This is a genomic window from Bacteroidota bacterium, assembly GCA_016721765.1.
Taxonomy (GTDB): Bacteria; Bacteroidota; Bacteroidia; order UBA4408; family UBA4408; genus UBA4408.
Genome location: JADKHO010000001.1, coordinates 1,055,860 through 1,070,951, shown reverse-complemented (window position 1 = coordinate 1,070,951; position 15,092 = coordinate 1,055,860). Strand labels below are relative to the sequence as shown.

The following is a 15,092-nucleotide window of genomic DNA, read 5'->3' as shown; positions in this document are numbered from 1 at the left end:
ACTATTTTTCTTAGCAAGTCATTGGTGTCAAAAACAAAAGGGGCTGTTTCAAAAATGAAACAGCCCCTTTATGGTATTCAGTGGTTCAATTATTTCACCACAAATTTAACACGGTAAACATTTCCATTGAGTTGTGCTTCGGCCATGTAAACTCCTGCTGCCAATTGCATTTCAGGTTTAATGGTTAACGTTGCTTCCTCTTTGGTGATTACGTCAGCTCTGTAAACTCTGTCGCCAATCATGTTGTAAATAGCTACCTGTACTTTTTCGTTTGCAGCTGTGATACCTTGTAACTCTAATGAATACTGCTCATTTATAGTTGCAGGATTTGGATACACACTTAAGTTAAGTGCTCCTTCAGCTGCTTCTACACCTTCGCTAGCAAATGGTGAGTAACGAGGTACTGTTGCTCCTGTTGTGAAAGTACAAGTTGGTCCATAAGCGCTCCAAACACCTGCGTAGTATGCCACTTCAATGGTGTAGGTTGCATTTGGTAACAAGTTTTGTTGACCGCAGCAAACCAACGTACGTGATAAACTAAAGCTGGTGTTAGCATTGTAGTTGTATATTACTTTTGAGTAAGCTACGCCACCTACATTGGTAATACGGAAAGAATACATGCTCGCTCCCGGTACTGCTGTGCAATTTATAAAACTGCTAAACTGACCCGGAGAAAGTGTTGATCCGCAGAAACCAACAGTTGAGATAGTTGTTGTTGGCGCTGCCGGAGTAGTTACAGTACAAGGTGAACCATAGCTTAACCAAACTCCACCCACATAGGCTTTCACGCGCACAGTGTAAGTTGTTGCATAACGCGCACCTCCCGGAACAGACGGACTTGTTGGAATCCAAATCAATCGGTAGTCGGTATTACCACTTCCGCGGTAAACAACAGCAGTGTATCCAGGAGCAGTAAACTCGTACTCATAATTTGTAGCACCCGTAATCGGAGTGGTAAAAATTTGATCGTTCAGTGAGCTTAAAGTAATGCTACAGTTGGTTAAGGAGGTTGTTGGAGAAGTTGCCGATAAATCTAACTTACAAGTTACTCCATAAGGACCCCATTCACCCGGACGGCTACCAAAAGCAACTCCGGTTTTACCAACTAAAGCACGTGTTTGAACATCGTAGCTATAACCGAATCGAACACGATCAATTAGCGGAGAAGATTGGTAAGCCCAAACTAAACGGAAGTCAAGGTTACCACTTTGACGTTGCCAAGTATGGTCATAATCATAAGCGCCACCCGGTACATCTTCCACAATTTTGTACATGTAATCGTTCGCTCCTGATAATGAATCGGTCAAGATACGGTCGTTTAAGTCCGAGATCACATAGTCGCAAGGACCAGCAACTGTTGCAGGATTGTTACGCAACTTAATAGCTGGGAATGCACCTAATGTAACAGGGCAAGACGGTCCATAAGGACTCCATACTCCACTTTTGAATGATGCAACCTGAACATTGTACATGTAACCATAAATCACACCCGGAGCCCATTTCAAACGATAATCAGGGTTAGAGTTGTTACGATAGTGTTCGAAATTGTATCCTGCCTGACCACCTGTTCCAACAATTTTGAAACGGTAGTTCGTAGCTCCCGGAATTGGGGTTACAAAAATCTGATCATACATACTAGGAATAGTTGTACAGTATACAGGATTAATTTGCGGAACCGGAACTTCGCTCACAACGATATCATCAATATAGATACTTCCTTTGTTAGCTCCACTTGTTGCGCGGAATCCGAAATATACTACTCCGCTACCACCAACCGGAACTAGGTAATCGGTACCTTGTTTTTGAGCATAAGTTGTACTACTTGTTGAGAACAAATCAGGAGTTGAGCCTAACATGGTAGAAGCATCAGGCAAGGTTGCCATACGTACCTCATAGTTTTCAGTAAAGCTCGCTGAAGACGCTCTATCCCACCATGTAATTCGGTATACTTTTCCAGCTGATACATTGATTGGCACGGTAAAGAAATAGTCATCCAAAGGTGTTACGTTATCTGGATTTTTATCAATACGCATGTGCTTGGTCCCACTGTGCGGTGCAATGGTTGATGTGTACCATGCACTAGTACCAAGTTGATCGGCATTCTCTACGGTAACTCCGCATGGCAATGCAGGAACTGTAACTCCTTCAGCACCTAAGTTGTAATTAACTGCTGGAGTTGGAGGCGCTGCAAGCGCTACAGATGGAGTAACTGCCTGAGAAGGACCGGAAGTAAAGGTACCTGTAGTACAACCTGTTGCATTACCATTATCATTGTAAGCAATGATTTCATAATTGTAAACAGTTGCAGGTAACAATGGAGTTGCAATTGTGTAGTTTAACACATTGAATACATTAGTCTCAAACTCAATATAGTTTAGTAAATTGTCGTAAACGCTTAATTTGTATCCTTTAGGATAACCAGTTGCAGCAGTCCAGCTCATAGATGTTTGCGTAATACAAGCAGCATTTATTGTTGCCGATACAACACAGTTTGGAGGAGTAACAACAGCAACTAGATTAACATCGTAATCTTCTGTCTCTCCAGAACCAAATACTGAACATGCATCGGTTGCACCATTCGGGCTACCAGTTGCTCTAGAGCGAATGCGCATTTTTGTCATACCCGCAGTAGCTGTAATTGGAATTGAGAAGGTAACAGTACCTGTAGAGGCGCTTGTATAAAGTTGCACCCATTCAGTAGCTTCAAAGCCTCCGTTGTGGTCAAAATCAATCCATGCTGAAACAATACCAGCTGCTCCTAACGTTACCGAAATAGGGTAGTCATAGCCAATTGCAATATCAGTAGTTGCAGCCTCTGCAGAATAGAATGGAGTAACACATCCAACAGGAGTTGAGTTGTTTATACTTCCTATAGTAACATTAGTAATACAAGAACCTCCAGATTGAACAGGTACACAATATTGAGCAGTAATAGTAATATAATCTGTCAATACTTTAGTATCAGTACCATTACAGCCTGTTGCTACAAGTGTTACAGAGTACTGACCAGGGGCAGTAAACTGAACTTGTGGGTTTATAGAACTAGCTGTGGTTCCGCCAACATAAGTAACTGTAGCTGGGCTGAATGACCAAGCATAGGTATTAGACGCCAACAAAGTAGTACTATTCGTAAATACGTGAGTCGTAGAAACTCCTCCAGATGTTCCGTTAGTTAAATCAACATCGAAATCAGCAATAGGAGTTGCAGCAGTTACGTCTACAGCAACAATAGCCGGACTTGCACTGTTGGAGCAAGTTGTAATATTATCTGTAACTACTAAAGTATAGTTAACGATATTACCACCTGGTACTGTAGGTGCAGCAATTGCAGTTGAGCCGGTTGTAGACCCACTGATTTCTCCAGCAGGACCCCACAAGAAAGTATAGGTGTGTGGTGGTTCAAATTTCCATGCCTGTGGCGTTAAAATCTCATCCGCTACACCATTCCAATAATTGGGTGCTGGTGATATACAATTTGGAGCAGTAGCACCAATAGTTTGTGTACCATCTTGCAAACCAATAAATTTATTTCGGGTATCGTTGATGAATGTACCAGTGGTTGCAGTAGGATTTGAAGAATTAATTACGTGAATAGCCACTTCACCGATTGTTTCAGAAAAAACAGCTTCTACTGTATTGTACCCATCTGTTGCATTGGTAGAATACCAAGTAGTGCAACCAATGTATTGTACAATGAATTTTCTGTTAGGTGACACACCTTCGGTTGAATACTTGATGGTACCTGTTCCGAAACCAAAGCTACCTCCTGTAGCTCCTAATTGTAAGTCGCGTGCACAAACTGCAATTGTATTTGCAGGATTAGAAAGATTTGGGAATCCACCTGTGAAATTAAATTGTGTGGATCCACTGGCACCAAAAACGACTGTACCATTTGTACCGATATTCAGTGTAGTATAATCTACACCAAAATAACTAAATGTAAATCCGATAGGAATAGCATTCCAGAATCCATCATCCAAACTTCCACCGTTTAAAGCAACAACACTTGAACCTCCGGCACATAAGGTAACCGGGCTTGTTAAAGTTGTAAGTGACGGAGGAATCGGAGTCTTGCAAGATGCTGAAAAACTAAGCGAGCTTACATTTGAATTCAGCGTTGTTTGTGTTCCTGGGCAAATTACAGAAGCATCGGCAGTTGGAGTAACAACTGGGAAATCAAATTGACTAACTGCTGTTGATGCAGTTGTTGTACAAACTCCATCTGTTGCTGTAACAGTGTAGCCGGTTGTTTCTGTGATTGTTGCAGTAACAGGGCTTCCTGTGGTAGAACTTAAGGTTCCCGGTAATGATTGTGTCCAAGTATAGCTAGTATAAGAAGGTCCGGCATCTACCACTGTTAAGGTAGAAACACCTCCGCCGGTTCCGCAGATATTTGGATTGCTATTGATTATTGAAATTGGAGCTGGAGCTGTGTAGTTAACCGTAGCTGTAGCAGTGTTTGTACAAGTTCCCAATGTTCCGGTAACTGTATAAACCCTAACATAATTGGTTAAACCGGTTGGTGTTGCAACAACACTTGTGCCTGAAGCAGCACTTAAATCAGTTGTTGGAGACCATGTATAGGTTGTAGCCCCACTCGCTGTAAGTGTAATTGGTGCACTACCACATTGTGAAGTTGTTACCGGAGTAACTGCAACCGGCACACTTTGAACGGTAACTGTTACTGTTTGAGATGTTGAAGCTAAACAAGCATCTGTCACATATACGGTATATGTTGTGGTTGCTGTAGGCACCAAGGTTGGATTTGCAGCAGCTGGATCACTAATACCTGCCGTTGGAACCCATGAATAAACATATGGTGCTCCTCCTCCACTTGCATTGGCCGCTAATTGCCAAGTTGTATTTGGACACGGAGTTATAGATGGCGGTGTAAATGTATAAACAGTACCGGATGCTGGGTAAGCAGCAGCGGTAGTGGTTACAGAGTTATTTCCAGTAACAGCATTAAAGAAAGTGCTGCCGGTTGAAATGCCAATGGTACCGTTAGAGGCAGTAGAACCAATACTTGAACCGTAAATTATTTCAATTTTACCAGGGCTAGAACTTGCATTACCCCACAATACAATTTGCATGGTTATGTAAGCAGAAGAACTTGTTCCACCACCAGATCCACCTGAATTATTTGTAAATTGAAATACATATTTTCCACCTGTTGCAGCACCATGTGTTAAATTTCCACCATCTGAAACATTCATATTTGCATCTCTACCAAAAGCATAAATACCATTTGTTGCAATTGAAGTTAATGAAGAAGGAATGTTAGAAGGAGGTGTTGCACTTCCAAGTTTTAACCATCCATTTGTATTCGCAGAAAAATCTACATAGGATGCTCCGGCATAAGGGAAACTAAATGCCGGTGATGGTGTAATAGGATTTGAACCATCATCTAAACTACCAGCTGTTACAGTCGTTAACACAGTAGGTGAACTTATTGATAATAATGAAGCTCCTGTTCCAGAACTGAATGCATAGTTGGAAACTGATGCCGGCGGTGCAGGAGGAGTTGCAGTAGGTGCAACAACAACTGCTGAGCCTGTTGTAACAGTTACTGTTCCTTGCGATATACAACCAGAAGCTGCAACATCAACCGTATAGGTTGTTGTTGCGGTTACGCCTACTGCCATTGGATTGGCAATATTGGTAGCTGATAAAAAAGTAGCCGGTGACCAGCTATAAGTAACAGCTGCAACGGGAGGAGTAAACGTGTAAACTGTTCCACTTGGTAAATCCGTTGCTGTATTGATACCATTATTTGCAGTTACAGTTGAAGTTGTTGGAGTAACTGCTGGTGTTACACTAATAAACTGACCAACCGCTCCATTAATACCAATTGAAGCTGTGATACTGTTAGGAACAAGGTTACCATATATAAACTTAATTTCATTTGTTCCTTCAAACAATTGCACTTGGTATTGAGAAACAGGATTTAAGGTTGAACCGAATCCGGTTCCGTCATCTCCAATTGAAACGTTATTAAAATCAACCGTCAATACTCTGCTTCCAACTGAACCAGTTGTTAAGTAAGATATTGTTCCGGTGCTTCTGTTGTTGTCATCCCACATTGGAGCCAAAATATTAGAAGCAACTGTTGCAAGTGAGTTTGTCCACAAGGAACCGGCAACGGTAGCACCCAATTGCACTACACCATTGGTAGAGATACCGAATTGTGTAAATGTTGTTCCAGCGTATACAAAGTTAAACCCAATGCTAATGGCTGCTTGTGTACCATCATCACCTGTTGCTGTGCTGTTTGTTCCACCAACCAAAGCCGTGTAGGTTCCTGTTGAAGCTGCGAAAGTATAGCTTGCAGGCGTTACAGGTAAAGATGCCGTAACATTAAGTTGTGAATTCCCTCCAAAGCATATTGCAGGTGGAGTAGCTGTAGGTGTGCCAATTGTAGGTGCAACACCTGTGCTAATAACTGCAGTTGCTGTATTAACACAACCGTTACCATCGGTTCCTGTTACTGTATAAGTAGTAGCACTTGACGGACTTGCTGTTACAGAACTACCTGTAGTAGCACTTAATCCAGATGCTGGTCCCCATGCATAGGTTGATGCACCACTTGCTGCTAATGCAACCGGACTACCCGGTGTACAGTAGGTTGCTGTTCCCGGAGTAACACCTACAGTTGGTAATGCATTAACAACAACTGAAGCAGAAGAAACAACATTTCCACCACAACCATCGGTAATGGTGCAGCTAAAAGCATAAGTACCATTAGCTAAATTTGCTGTAATTGTCGCTGCGTTAGGGTAAATGCCTCCAACACCATCAGACCATGCATAATTAAAAGGTGCGCCTCCTCCTGTTGAGTTAGCTGTTACTGTAAAATTAGTACCAGCACAACGTGTGGCACTTGTTGTTGCAGGTAATGCCACCAATGGATTACCAATTGTTACGGTTACAGTATTGGAATTACTGCATCCATTTACGGTTGCTGTAGCAGTATAAGTTGTTGTAATAGTTGGTGTAGCCGTAACTGCAGCAGTATTAGTAACATCTAATGTTGCACCCGGAGCCCAACTCCATGTTGGGTTTGCTAATGAATTATATCCAAATACTACGTTTAATCGGGTAGTACTTAGGGTGGCAGAAGCTCCCTTACCATTGAAATCGGAATGGGCCACTGTATTTCCAGCTGTAGTTGTAAACCGGGTGGTTGAATTATTAGATAAATCGGCACCGTTCTGGGTTACTTGAACAATAATATTTGATGTACCGTTCCAAGTAAAATTGGTTGAGAATGGTATTGTTTGAAGACCTGTTGCAGAATGAGTATAGTTTTGAGTTGGGAATACTGTTGTAAATCCAACTGTTGAATCCTCAAATGCTGTTAAAGCAGATAATGAAGTATGCCCAATTTTCACAATCATATCATTGCTTGCTGCACTACCCAATGTAGTAATATCAAAAGCCATTGAAGTAAGGTTACTTCCAGCAGTTATTCCTTGACCACTTAATTCTGCAGCGGTAAATATTGTTTGCATACGATAAGACGGCCATCTATTACAAAAAGCTGTTGGTTGCGCTGTTGCGCCCGTTACACTAACCCCTGCTCCAATTGTCGCAGTTCCACTGCCACCTACAGTACCACCAGAAGCTGTTAACAAAATTGGTCCACTTGAACACAAGGATGGTGCAGGAGGGGTAATAGTTACTGCAGTTGGTATTAATCCAGATGTAATTGCAGCTGTAGCAGTATTCGTACAGTTATTAGCATCTGTTCCGGTTACAGTATAAGTTGTGTTTGAGCTTGGATTGGCAGATACATTTGTACCTGTTGTTGCAGATAAGCCAGATGCCGGAGCCCATGAATAAGTTACCGCCCCCGAAGCACCCAACGCAATTGGAGTTCCACCCGGATTACAAATTGATCCTGTAGTTGGTGTAACAGAAACTGAAGGTTGTGGATTTACCGTTAAGGTTAATTCGTTAGAATATACTGTTGTTGCAGTAAACGAACAAGTAACAGCTAAACGGTAATAATACATTCCAGTAGTTAAGGTACCAGTTGTGTAAGCAACTGTTGTAGCACCTGTGCCACCACTAACACTTGCAAAACCAACACCGCCACCCACTGCAGAAATTTCCCACTGATTAGAGATACCCAAGCCTGTAGTACTTCCAACGGAAGACATAGTATAGGTTCCGTTGTTACATGCACTAGCAGTTCCCGGGGTAATTGTTCCCCCAACCGGTGTAGAGCAGGTCACCAAAATAAATTCATCCGCTCCCATTTCCGGCGCAGCTGGTCGTGATTCACCGTCAATATCATCAGTTACAGTTGCTGATAAATTTGTTCCAAGTGAACTTAATGTAATATTATTTACCCCAACTAAGTGTAAATCAGTAGCAGAAGTAAATACGGGTACGATGTTAGTTGAGTTTGCATCCACACCTGAACCGGCCTGCCACAACGCTAAAGTTGCATAACTAACCCCATTAAAACGACCTGTATTATTGGTTGCACCTGTTCCTGCACAATTGAGTAAGTTATAATTTACTGTTGCACCTGTGAAGTTGGTTGCTTGGGTTGTATACGCCCAAACATTCCCACCAAGGGATGATCCGGTTAGGTTAAAAATATTATTTCTTACATCAATATTGTTACAAAACCCTCCAATATTTCCATCCCCATTTGCAAATGCAGCGGACAATCCTGAAGCTGAGTTATTCAATTGGCCCGACATGTCAATGGTATTGTGATAATATCTATCGCCATAACCAACACTAGCTAATATACCGGTTGAATTCCAAACACCGCTAGTTCCGTTTCCGTTAATAGCATAAACAAAATTATTTGCAATCAATGCCAATGAAGGGTTACCCACAGTGGTAAAAGATGAACTGCTAACAATTAGTCCGTAATACTTATTAGTTGAAGCCCCTGTGTATAATACATCGTGGATTTTGTTTTTGGTAAAAACTCCTGATTTAAAGTCTAGTAAACGAACGCCTGCAGGTGAACCAGTTCCAAAAATGTTTTGAAATTCGTTACCATTTACAAGCATTGTTTCTGATCGGTCAGAGTGCAAAGCCTCAATGCTAAATCCTTCACCAGCAACAGCAGTTCCAAAATTGTTATTTGTAATAACCAAATTTTGGTCACCACTTCCAGCCAAATAGCCAAAAGTTGTAATACCGTATTGAGCTTTACGGAACAAACAATTATTCACTGTATTGGTATTGTTTCGTTCAGTACCCGCAGACGTTAAACCAATCGTTGTATTACCACCAATATGAATACCGGTAAAAGTTGTTGTAGCGGCATTTCCTTCAATTATGCAATTCTTAATTGTGTTGTTGGTTGCTCCATTGCCAGAAGCAGGTGATGCCAACCACACAACAGCATTTCCGGAAGTTGTAGTTGTCGTGTTTATAATAGATAAACTTCTATCTGAACCGCCACTTGTACTTCCGTCAATTGTTACATAATCAGCTCCATTTAATTTAATGATGGCTCCGGTTGCAACTGATCCAGTTAGCACTGTTCCTGAGGCATTTGGCTTAATTGTTACTGTATAATTTGATGGGCTACAACCTAAATTTAGAGCTTGATTCAATGCATTAGCACCTGTTTCAGTAACACTTAAGTCTATAATGTTTGCAATTAAATTTCCAGATAAACCACTGGTATTAATTGCACTAAACAAACCGCCGGCACCTGTCAAACTTGTGTAAGTTCCGGCAGCGCCAATAGTAACCGTACCGCTTAAACCGGAAGGAATTAATGTATAGCTATTAATTGTTCCTGTTAAAGGAAAAGCAGCACTTGTTAATGCAACGCTAGAAGGAGCCGCAGCAAAAATACCGCTATTTAATCCCGTATTAGGGGTGCCAGCTAAATCTTGTGCTACCACAAAATATTGAATCACGTCTGTTAAAATTGGTGATCCTCCAAATAGCAAGGAGTAATTTGTTGTAAAAGAAAAAGGCGACGAGGCATTTGTTGCTTCTACATATTTCCATCCATCTGTACCATTTGTATTATCTACATAAGTATTTGCATTTGTTGATTTTTTGTAATACAAACGTGGTTTTGTTCCAAGTGTTGTATTAACTAAACTAGCATCTGAAATAGTTGCGGATAGCGTTCTGTCAGTAAAACAATCGGTATTCGCCAAAGTAGTATAGGTAATTACCGGAGCTGAAAAGTCAGCTAAAAGTCCGTTTAATTCCCAAGCTCCCATATCCGGAGTAGCTGTTGTTCCAGGGCATCCGCCACCAGGGCAACGCACTGTTGTTCCAGTGTAGTCGGTTGTAATACCAGTACCTAAGGCTCCACCTTGTTCAGCTTGAGTAGCAACCCCTGTGTTGTATTGCAAGAAATTTGTAATTGGGTTTGATCCGGTTGTAGAAGCCCAGTTTGGAACTTCTGAAACCGATGAACCTTCGCGGCCCGCAGCAGGAAGCGTGGTGCTGATGTAGGTTTTATAGTTAGCAATGGTTTGCTGTCCATTTGTAGGGGCAGCACTACTACCTTCGCAATAAATTACTCTGTTTGCGGCTGCAGCTCCTGCATAGTAAAAGTTATTGTTGTTTGCAATTGGGAAGTTAGTAGTTGTAGGTGCAATCGTGTAACGAATTGCAGCTGTAAATCCACCTGTTGGTCCAGGGTTTGAAGTATTCACAAATATATTGTTCTTCAAATTGTTTACAGGTGATGAACTGCTGAAATAAATTGCGCTAGAACCAAATGTAGTTGCACTGGAAGTAGTTGCAGCAAGATTTACAGTATTATGGTAAATATTATTGGTAGTACCACTGGAAACTAAGATTCCGCTAATTGCAATATTCCCTGTGGAGAATGGGGCTCTCAAATCACCGATAATGTTATTCCTAATATTATTTGTCCCTGTTGCAGCTACTGTTAAGCCTGTGATAACAGCATTGGTACTATTAGATGACAGATTATAAATGGCATTTCCACTAACGGTTGCAGCACCGGAGTGTGTAATACCGTTAATAGTACCGCCTGTACCGCCTGTAGTTCCAGTGCTGTTTATGGAATAAATAATATTATTGCTCAGGTCGCAAGTTGCGTTTGACCAGGTAATACCATTAGCACTAAAACCACCGGCACCACCGGCAGTTGTAGAGAAATTATAAATTTGATTGTTTTTACATTGAAAAGTTCCTCCTACCGTATTGTTTTGAATTCCGTTTAAGGTTCCCGTAGTTGGCGTTGAGAAATTTCGTATGATGTTTGAATTTACGTTTTGAAGTGTTGCGCTAGCCAAATTATAAATACCCGTGATGCTTCCTGTTGATGCTGCCAAGGTATAGCTTAGATTCTCAACTGTATTTCCTGTAACCGTGTATAAGCCGGTTGGGGTTGAAGCGGTAATAGCTCTAAGAGTTCCGGATGCGCCGGTCATAGTAAAGTTTGAAACGGTGTTATTTGTAATATTTAATGGTCCTCCAGGGCTACCACCTACAATTACAGCAATGGTACCCGTTGAAGGATAGTTTGTTGCAGGAACACCTTGTATATTATTGTTATTAATATTAACGGTGGCAGCTGTTGAGCTATTGGTTATGGCAGACATAACTCCGGAAGTCGCAGTAGTATAAGCCAAACGAATAGTGTTATTGTTGATGTTAATTGTGTTGGCTGCTGCCGTACTACCTATTGCATTTTCCAAAGCATTCATTGCACTGGTAGTTGCACCACTTTGAAGTGTAACAATGTTGTCACTTATTGTAGCGTTTCCTGATGCGCCGGCTTGAGTATAAATACCTCTAAAGGTAGTAGCATGGTTAACGCCAGAGCCATTATTATTGTTTACAGTATTAAAGCGAATATTAATGCTCCATTGTTGGTTGGCTCTAATACCTGCAGAAGGGTTAGCTGCAGCGCCTCCACCAAAATTTAAGATTGTGTTTCCTGTTCCTAAGGCTGTACCTCCCAAGTCATTTCCTAAGTCACCCAAAAAAGTTGCAGCATTTGGAGCAGGTCCAGTACCTGCTGAAGCAGCAAATCCACTTAAGGCAATACCGTAGTTTCCGGAATTAATTGTATTGGTATAAAATTTATTACCGGAGTTTGTTCCGTTGTTGGCTAATGTACCTCCATTAGTTGGAGTTAAAACCGTAGTAGCTGCAGTTGCAGTAGAGTTAATTACCAAAATACCAACAGCACCTTCCACCATTGGTGAAGTGCCTGTAGCATTGTTTATTCTTTGCATGTTAATAGTACAGTTCTGAATGGTATTGTTGTTACAACCGTCAGCTGCTCCTCCTTTAAAGAGGGCAATTCCAAATTCCATTGTTGCTGGGTTGGCTGCGTTACCATCTGTAAATGTTAAGCCATCAATGGTAACAAAATCTGCACCACGTAAACTAAACATACCGTCTGGTGTTGCACTTGTCGGAGTTACTGTTCCCACACCTGCATTAATGGTTACTGCACCACCTGAGGCAACAAGGGTAATTGTATTGGTTGCACTTAATAATGGATTTAAAGATGCACTTCCAATAAAAAAACCAGTAGCCGGAGCTGTTTCTGAATTTCCACCGGTACATGTCAAGATAATTGTTCCTGGTGTACTGTAAGAGTTAATTGCATTCACCGCCGAAAGAGCAGTTGCTAAATCTGTGTAACTACCCGACAACGCTGGGCTGGTTACTGCAGTTCCGCTTACTGTTACGGGAATCAAAGCATACGCATTCGTTGTCCAGAGTACCGTCAGTACCGCCAGACTCATGAGCCATCGTGTGACTGAGGCTCTCACTGATTTGTAGTGGTTGTTCATGTTTGTTAAGTTAAGTTAATATTAAGTTGAAAATGATTAAGGGATATACAATACCTAAAAATTGATGTGGGTAAAATTAGAAATCAATTTCACAAAAACAAATCGATTTTGTCGAATATGCCCTACAATTAATTTTTATTCGTTGAAATGCGTTTTATTTCGGCGAGTGGTGTTTTTTGTTCATAAGGCTGTTTTTTGTTAACAAGTCCGACAAGTACTTGTTTTGGGGTTACTTATGGTGTTTTATTTTTTTTTAAAAGATACTTTGGGATTGCATTTAATGTGGTTGCCTCCCCCAGCCCCCTCCGGAGGGGGATATATTTTTTGGAGGTGTTAGGTGCTTGCCTTCCCCTGCCCCCTCTCCAGAGGGGGATAAACTCATTTATTACTTTTCGATGCCTACATGGATGAGGGCATCACCTTCGTTTACTACAGGTTTGTTGTTGATGGCTATTAAGAACCCATCTGCCGGTGCTTTTAAGTCATATTCCTTTTCTCCGTAAGGGTCGGAAATGGTGCCTATGATTTCATCTTTTTCGATGTAAGAACCATACTTTTTTGTGGTGCGAAAAAGGCCTGCTTTTCGGGCTCGAATCCAGGAAGTACTGCTTAAAATAATGGTGTGGTCTACTTTTGGAACAGGAATGGAACAAACTCCTAAATGATTCAGCAAGCGAAGTGTTCCCTGCACGCCTTGTTCTACTGCGAGCTTCGTAAATCGGAGGGATTCACCGGCTTCATAAACCAAAATAGGTTTGTTGTTTTTTGCGGCTTCTCTGCGGAAAGATTTATCGCGATAAGGTGAGTTTAAAATAAAGGGAGGGTGAAACACTTTGGCGTATTCCAATGCAAGTGCATCTTCAAAACTGCAGCGCAACTGCGGGTAATTATTTATTTTTTCGCCACCGGTATGAAAATCAATACCCAGGTCAATTTGAGACAAAATTTCTTTGGTTAAACTGTAAGCGATTCTGCTGCCCAAGGATCCATTTTTACTTCCCGGAAAACAACGATTGAGGTCGCGCCCATCGGGCAGATCGCGTGTACCTGCGATGAAGCCTGCAATGTTTAAAATGGGAATGGCGATGATTGTCCCCATAATGGGATTTTTAATTCCGTGTCGACTTACCAATTGACGCACAATTTCAACTCCGTTGGTTTCATTGCCATGCATGCCGCCTTGCAAAAGCACAATGGGTCCGGGTTTTAAGGATCGGAACACATATACCGGTGTGTCTAACATATCGGAAATGGGAAGGCGATAACTGGTTAAATTAAAGTGAAGGCTCTCACCCGGTTGAATTACTTTTCCGCAAATTTCAAGTGCTTCCGTATCTTTCATAAAGGCTTTTCAGAATGATGAATATTTACATTTCGCTCTACGTATTCAATTATTTTTCCGGCGATGTCTGCTTTTGTTGCGCCTTCAATTCCTTCGAGTCCCGGCGAAGAGTTAACTTCCAACACCAGCGGGCCACGCTTGCTCTGCAGCATATCGACACCGGCAATGGAAAGGCCCAATTTTTTTACACATTTTAAAGCGGTACGCTTTTCCTCTTTGCTGAGTTTCACCAGTTGTGCCACTCCGCCGCGGTGTAAGTTACTCCTAAATTCATCGGATTTTCCTTGTCGTCGCATGGCTCCCACCACTTCTCCATCTACTATAAACACCCGTAAATCCGCACCATTTGCTTCTTTTATAAATTCCTGCACCAAAATATTTGCATCCAAATCCAGAAAAGCTTCAAACATTGATTTTGCAGAATTATACGTTTCTGCCAGCACCACACCAATACCTTGCGTTCCTTCCAAAAGCTTTATCACAACTGGCAAACCCCCAATTTCCTCTAATATTAAATCAATGTTTTTAGCAGAGGATGCGAAAGCTGTTTTAGGCATTCCTACTCCTGCACGAGCCAACAATTGCAAGCTGCGCAACTTATCACGACTACGCACTAAGGCTTGTGATTCGGTGGCTGTAAACACTTTCATCATTTCAAACTGCCGCACTACCGCTGCACCATAAAAAGTAACAGAAGCACCAATGCGAGGAATGATGGCATCGACACCAATAATTTCTTCGTTTTTGTAAAATACTTTTGCCTTTCCCTTTTCAATCACCAGCATGCATTTGAGGTGATCGATAACAAGCATTTCGTGCCCACGCAATTGTCCTGCTGCAACAATTCGTTTGGTAGAGTATAATTCTGCATTACGCGATAATATTGCTATTTTCATTAGCTGTATTTCTCTCTTTTAAAACTGAGCCGAATGTATGTTTAGATTTTTTGTATGACAACTCATTATCTCCAT

The 15,092-nt window shown here is 41.6% G+C and carries 3 protein-coding genes; all 3 read right to left on the bottom strand.

Annotated features, from left to right (window positions below):
* Positions 1–89 precede the first annotated feature (89 nt).
* The 3 genes from IPP32_03750 to rimK all read right to left on the bottom strand — a co-directional run bounded on the left by IPP32_03750 (position 90) and on the right by rimK (position 15,017).
* Positions 90–12,779, bottom strand: a complete 12,690-nt coding sequence (locus IPP32_03750) for a T9SS type A sorting domain-containing protein (GenBank protein ID MBL0047193.1) — start codon at positions 12,777–12,779, stop codon at positions 90–92.
* A gap of 385 nt (positions 12,780–13,164) precedes the next feature.
* Positions 13,165–14,121 (bottom strand): succinylglutamate desuccinylase/aspartoacylase family protein, encoded by a 957-nt coding sequence (locus IPP32_03745; protein MBL0047192.1) that lies wholly within the window; start codon positions 14,119–14,121, stop codon positions 13,165–13,167.
* Positions 14,118–15,017, bottom strand: coding sequence for a 30S ribosomal protein S6--L-glutamate ligase (gene rimK, locus IPP32_03740; GenBank protein MBL0047191.1), 900 nt, complete (start codon positions 15,015–15,017; stop codon positions 14,118–14,120). Before rimK ends, IPP32_03745 begins: the two co-directional genes overlap by 4 nt.
* Between the last annotated feature and the right edge of the window lie 75 nt (positions 15,018–15,092).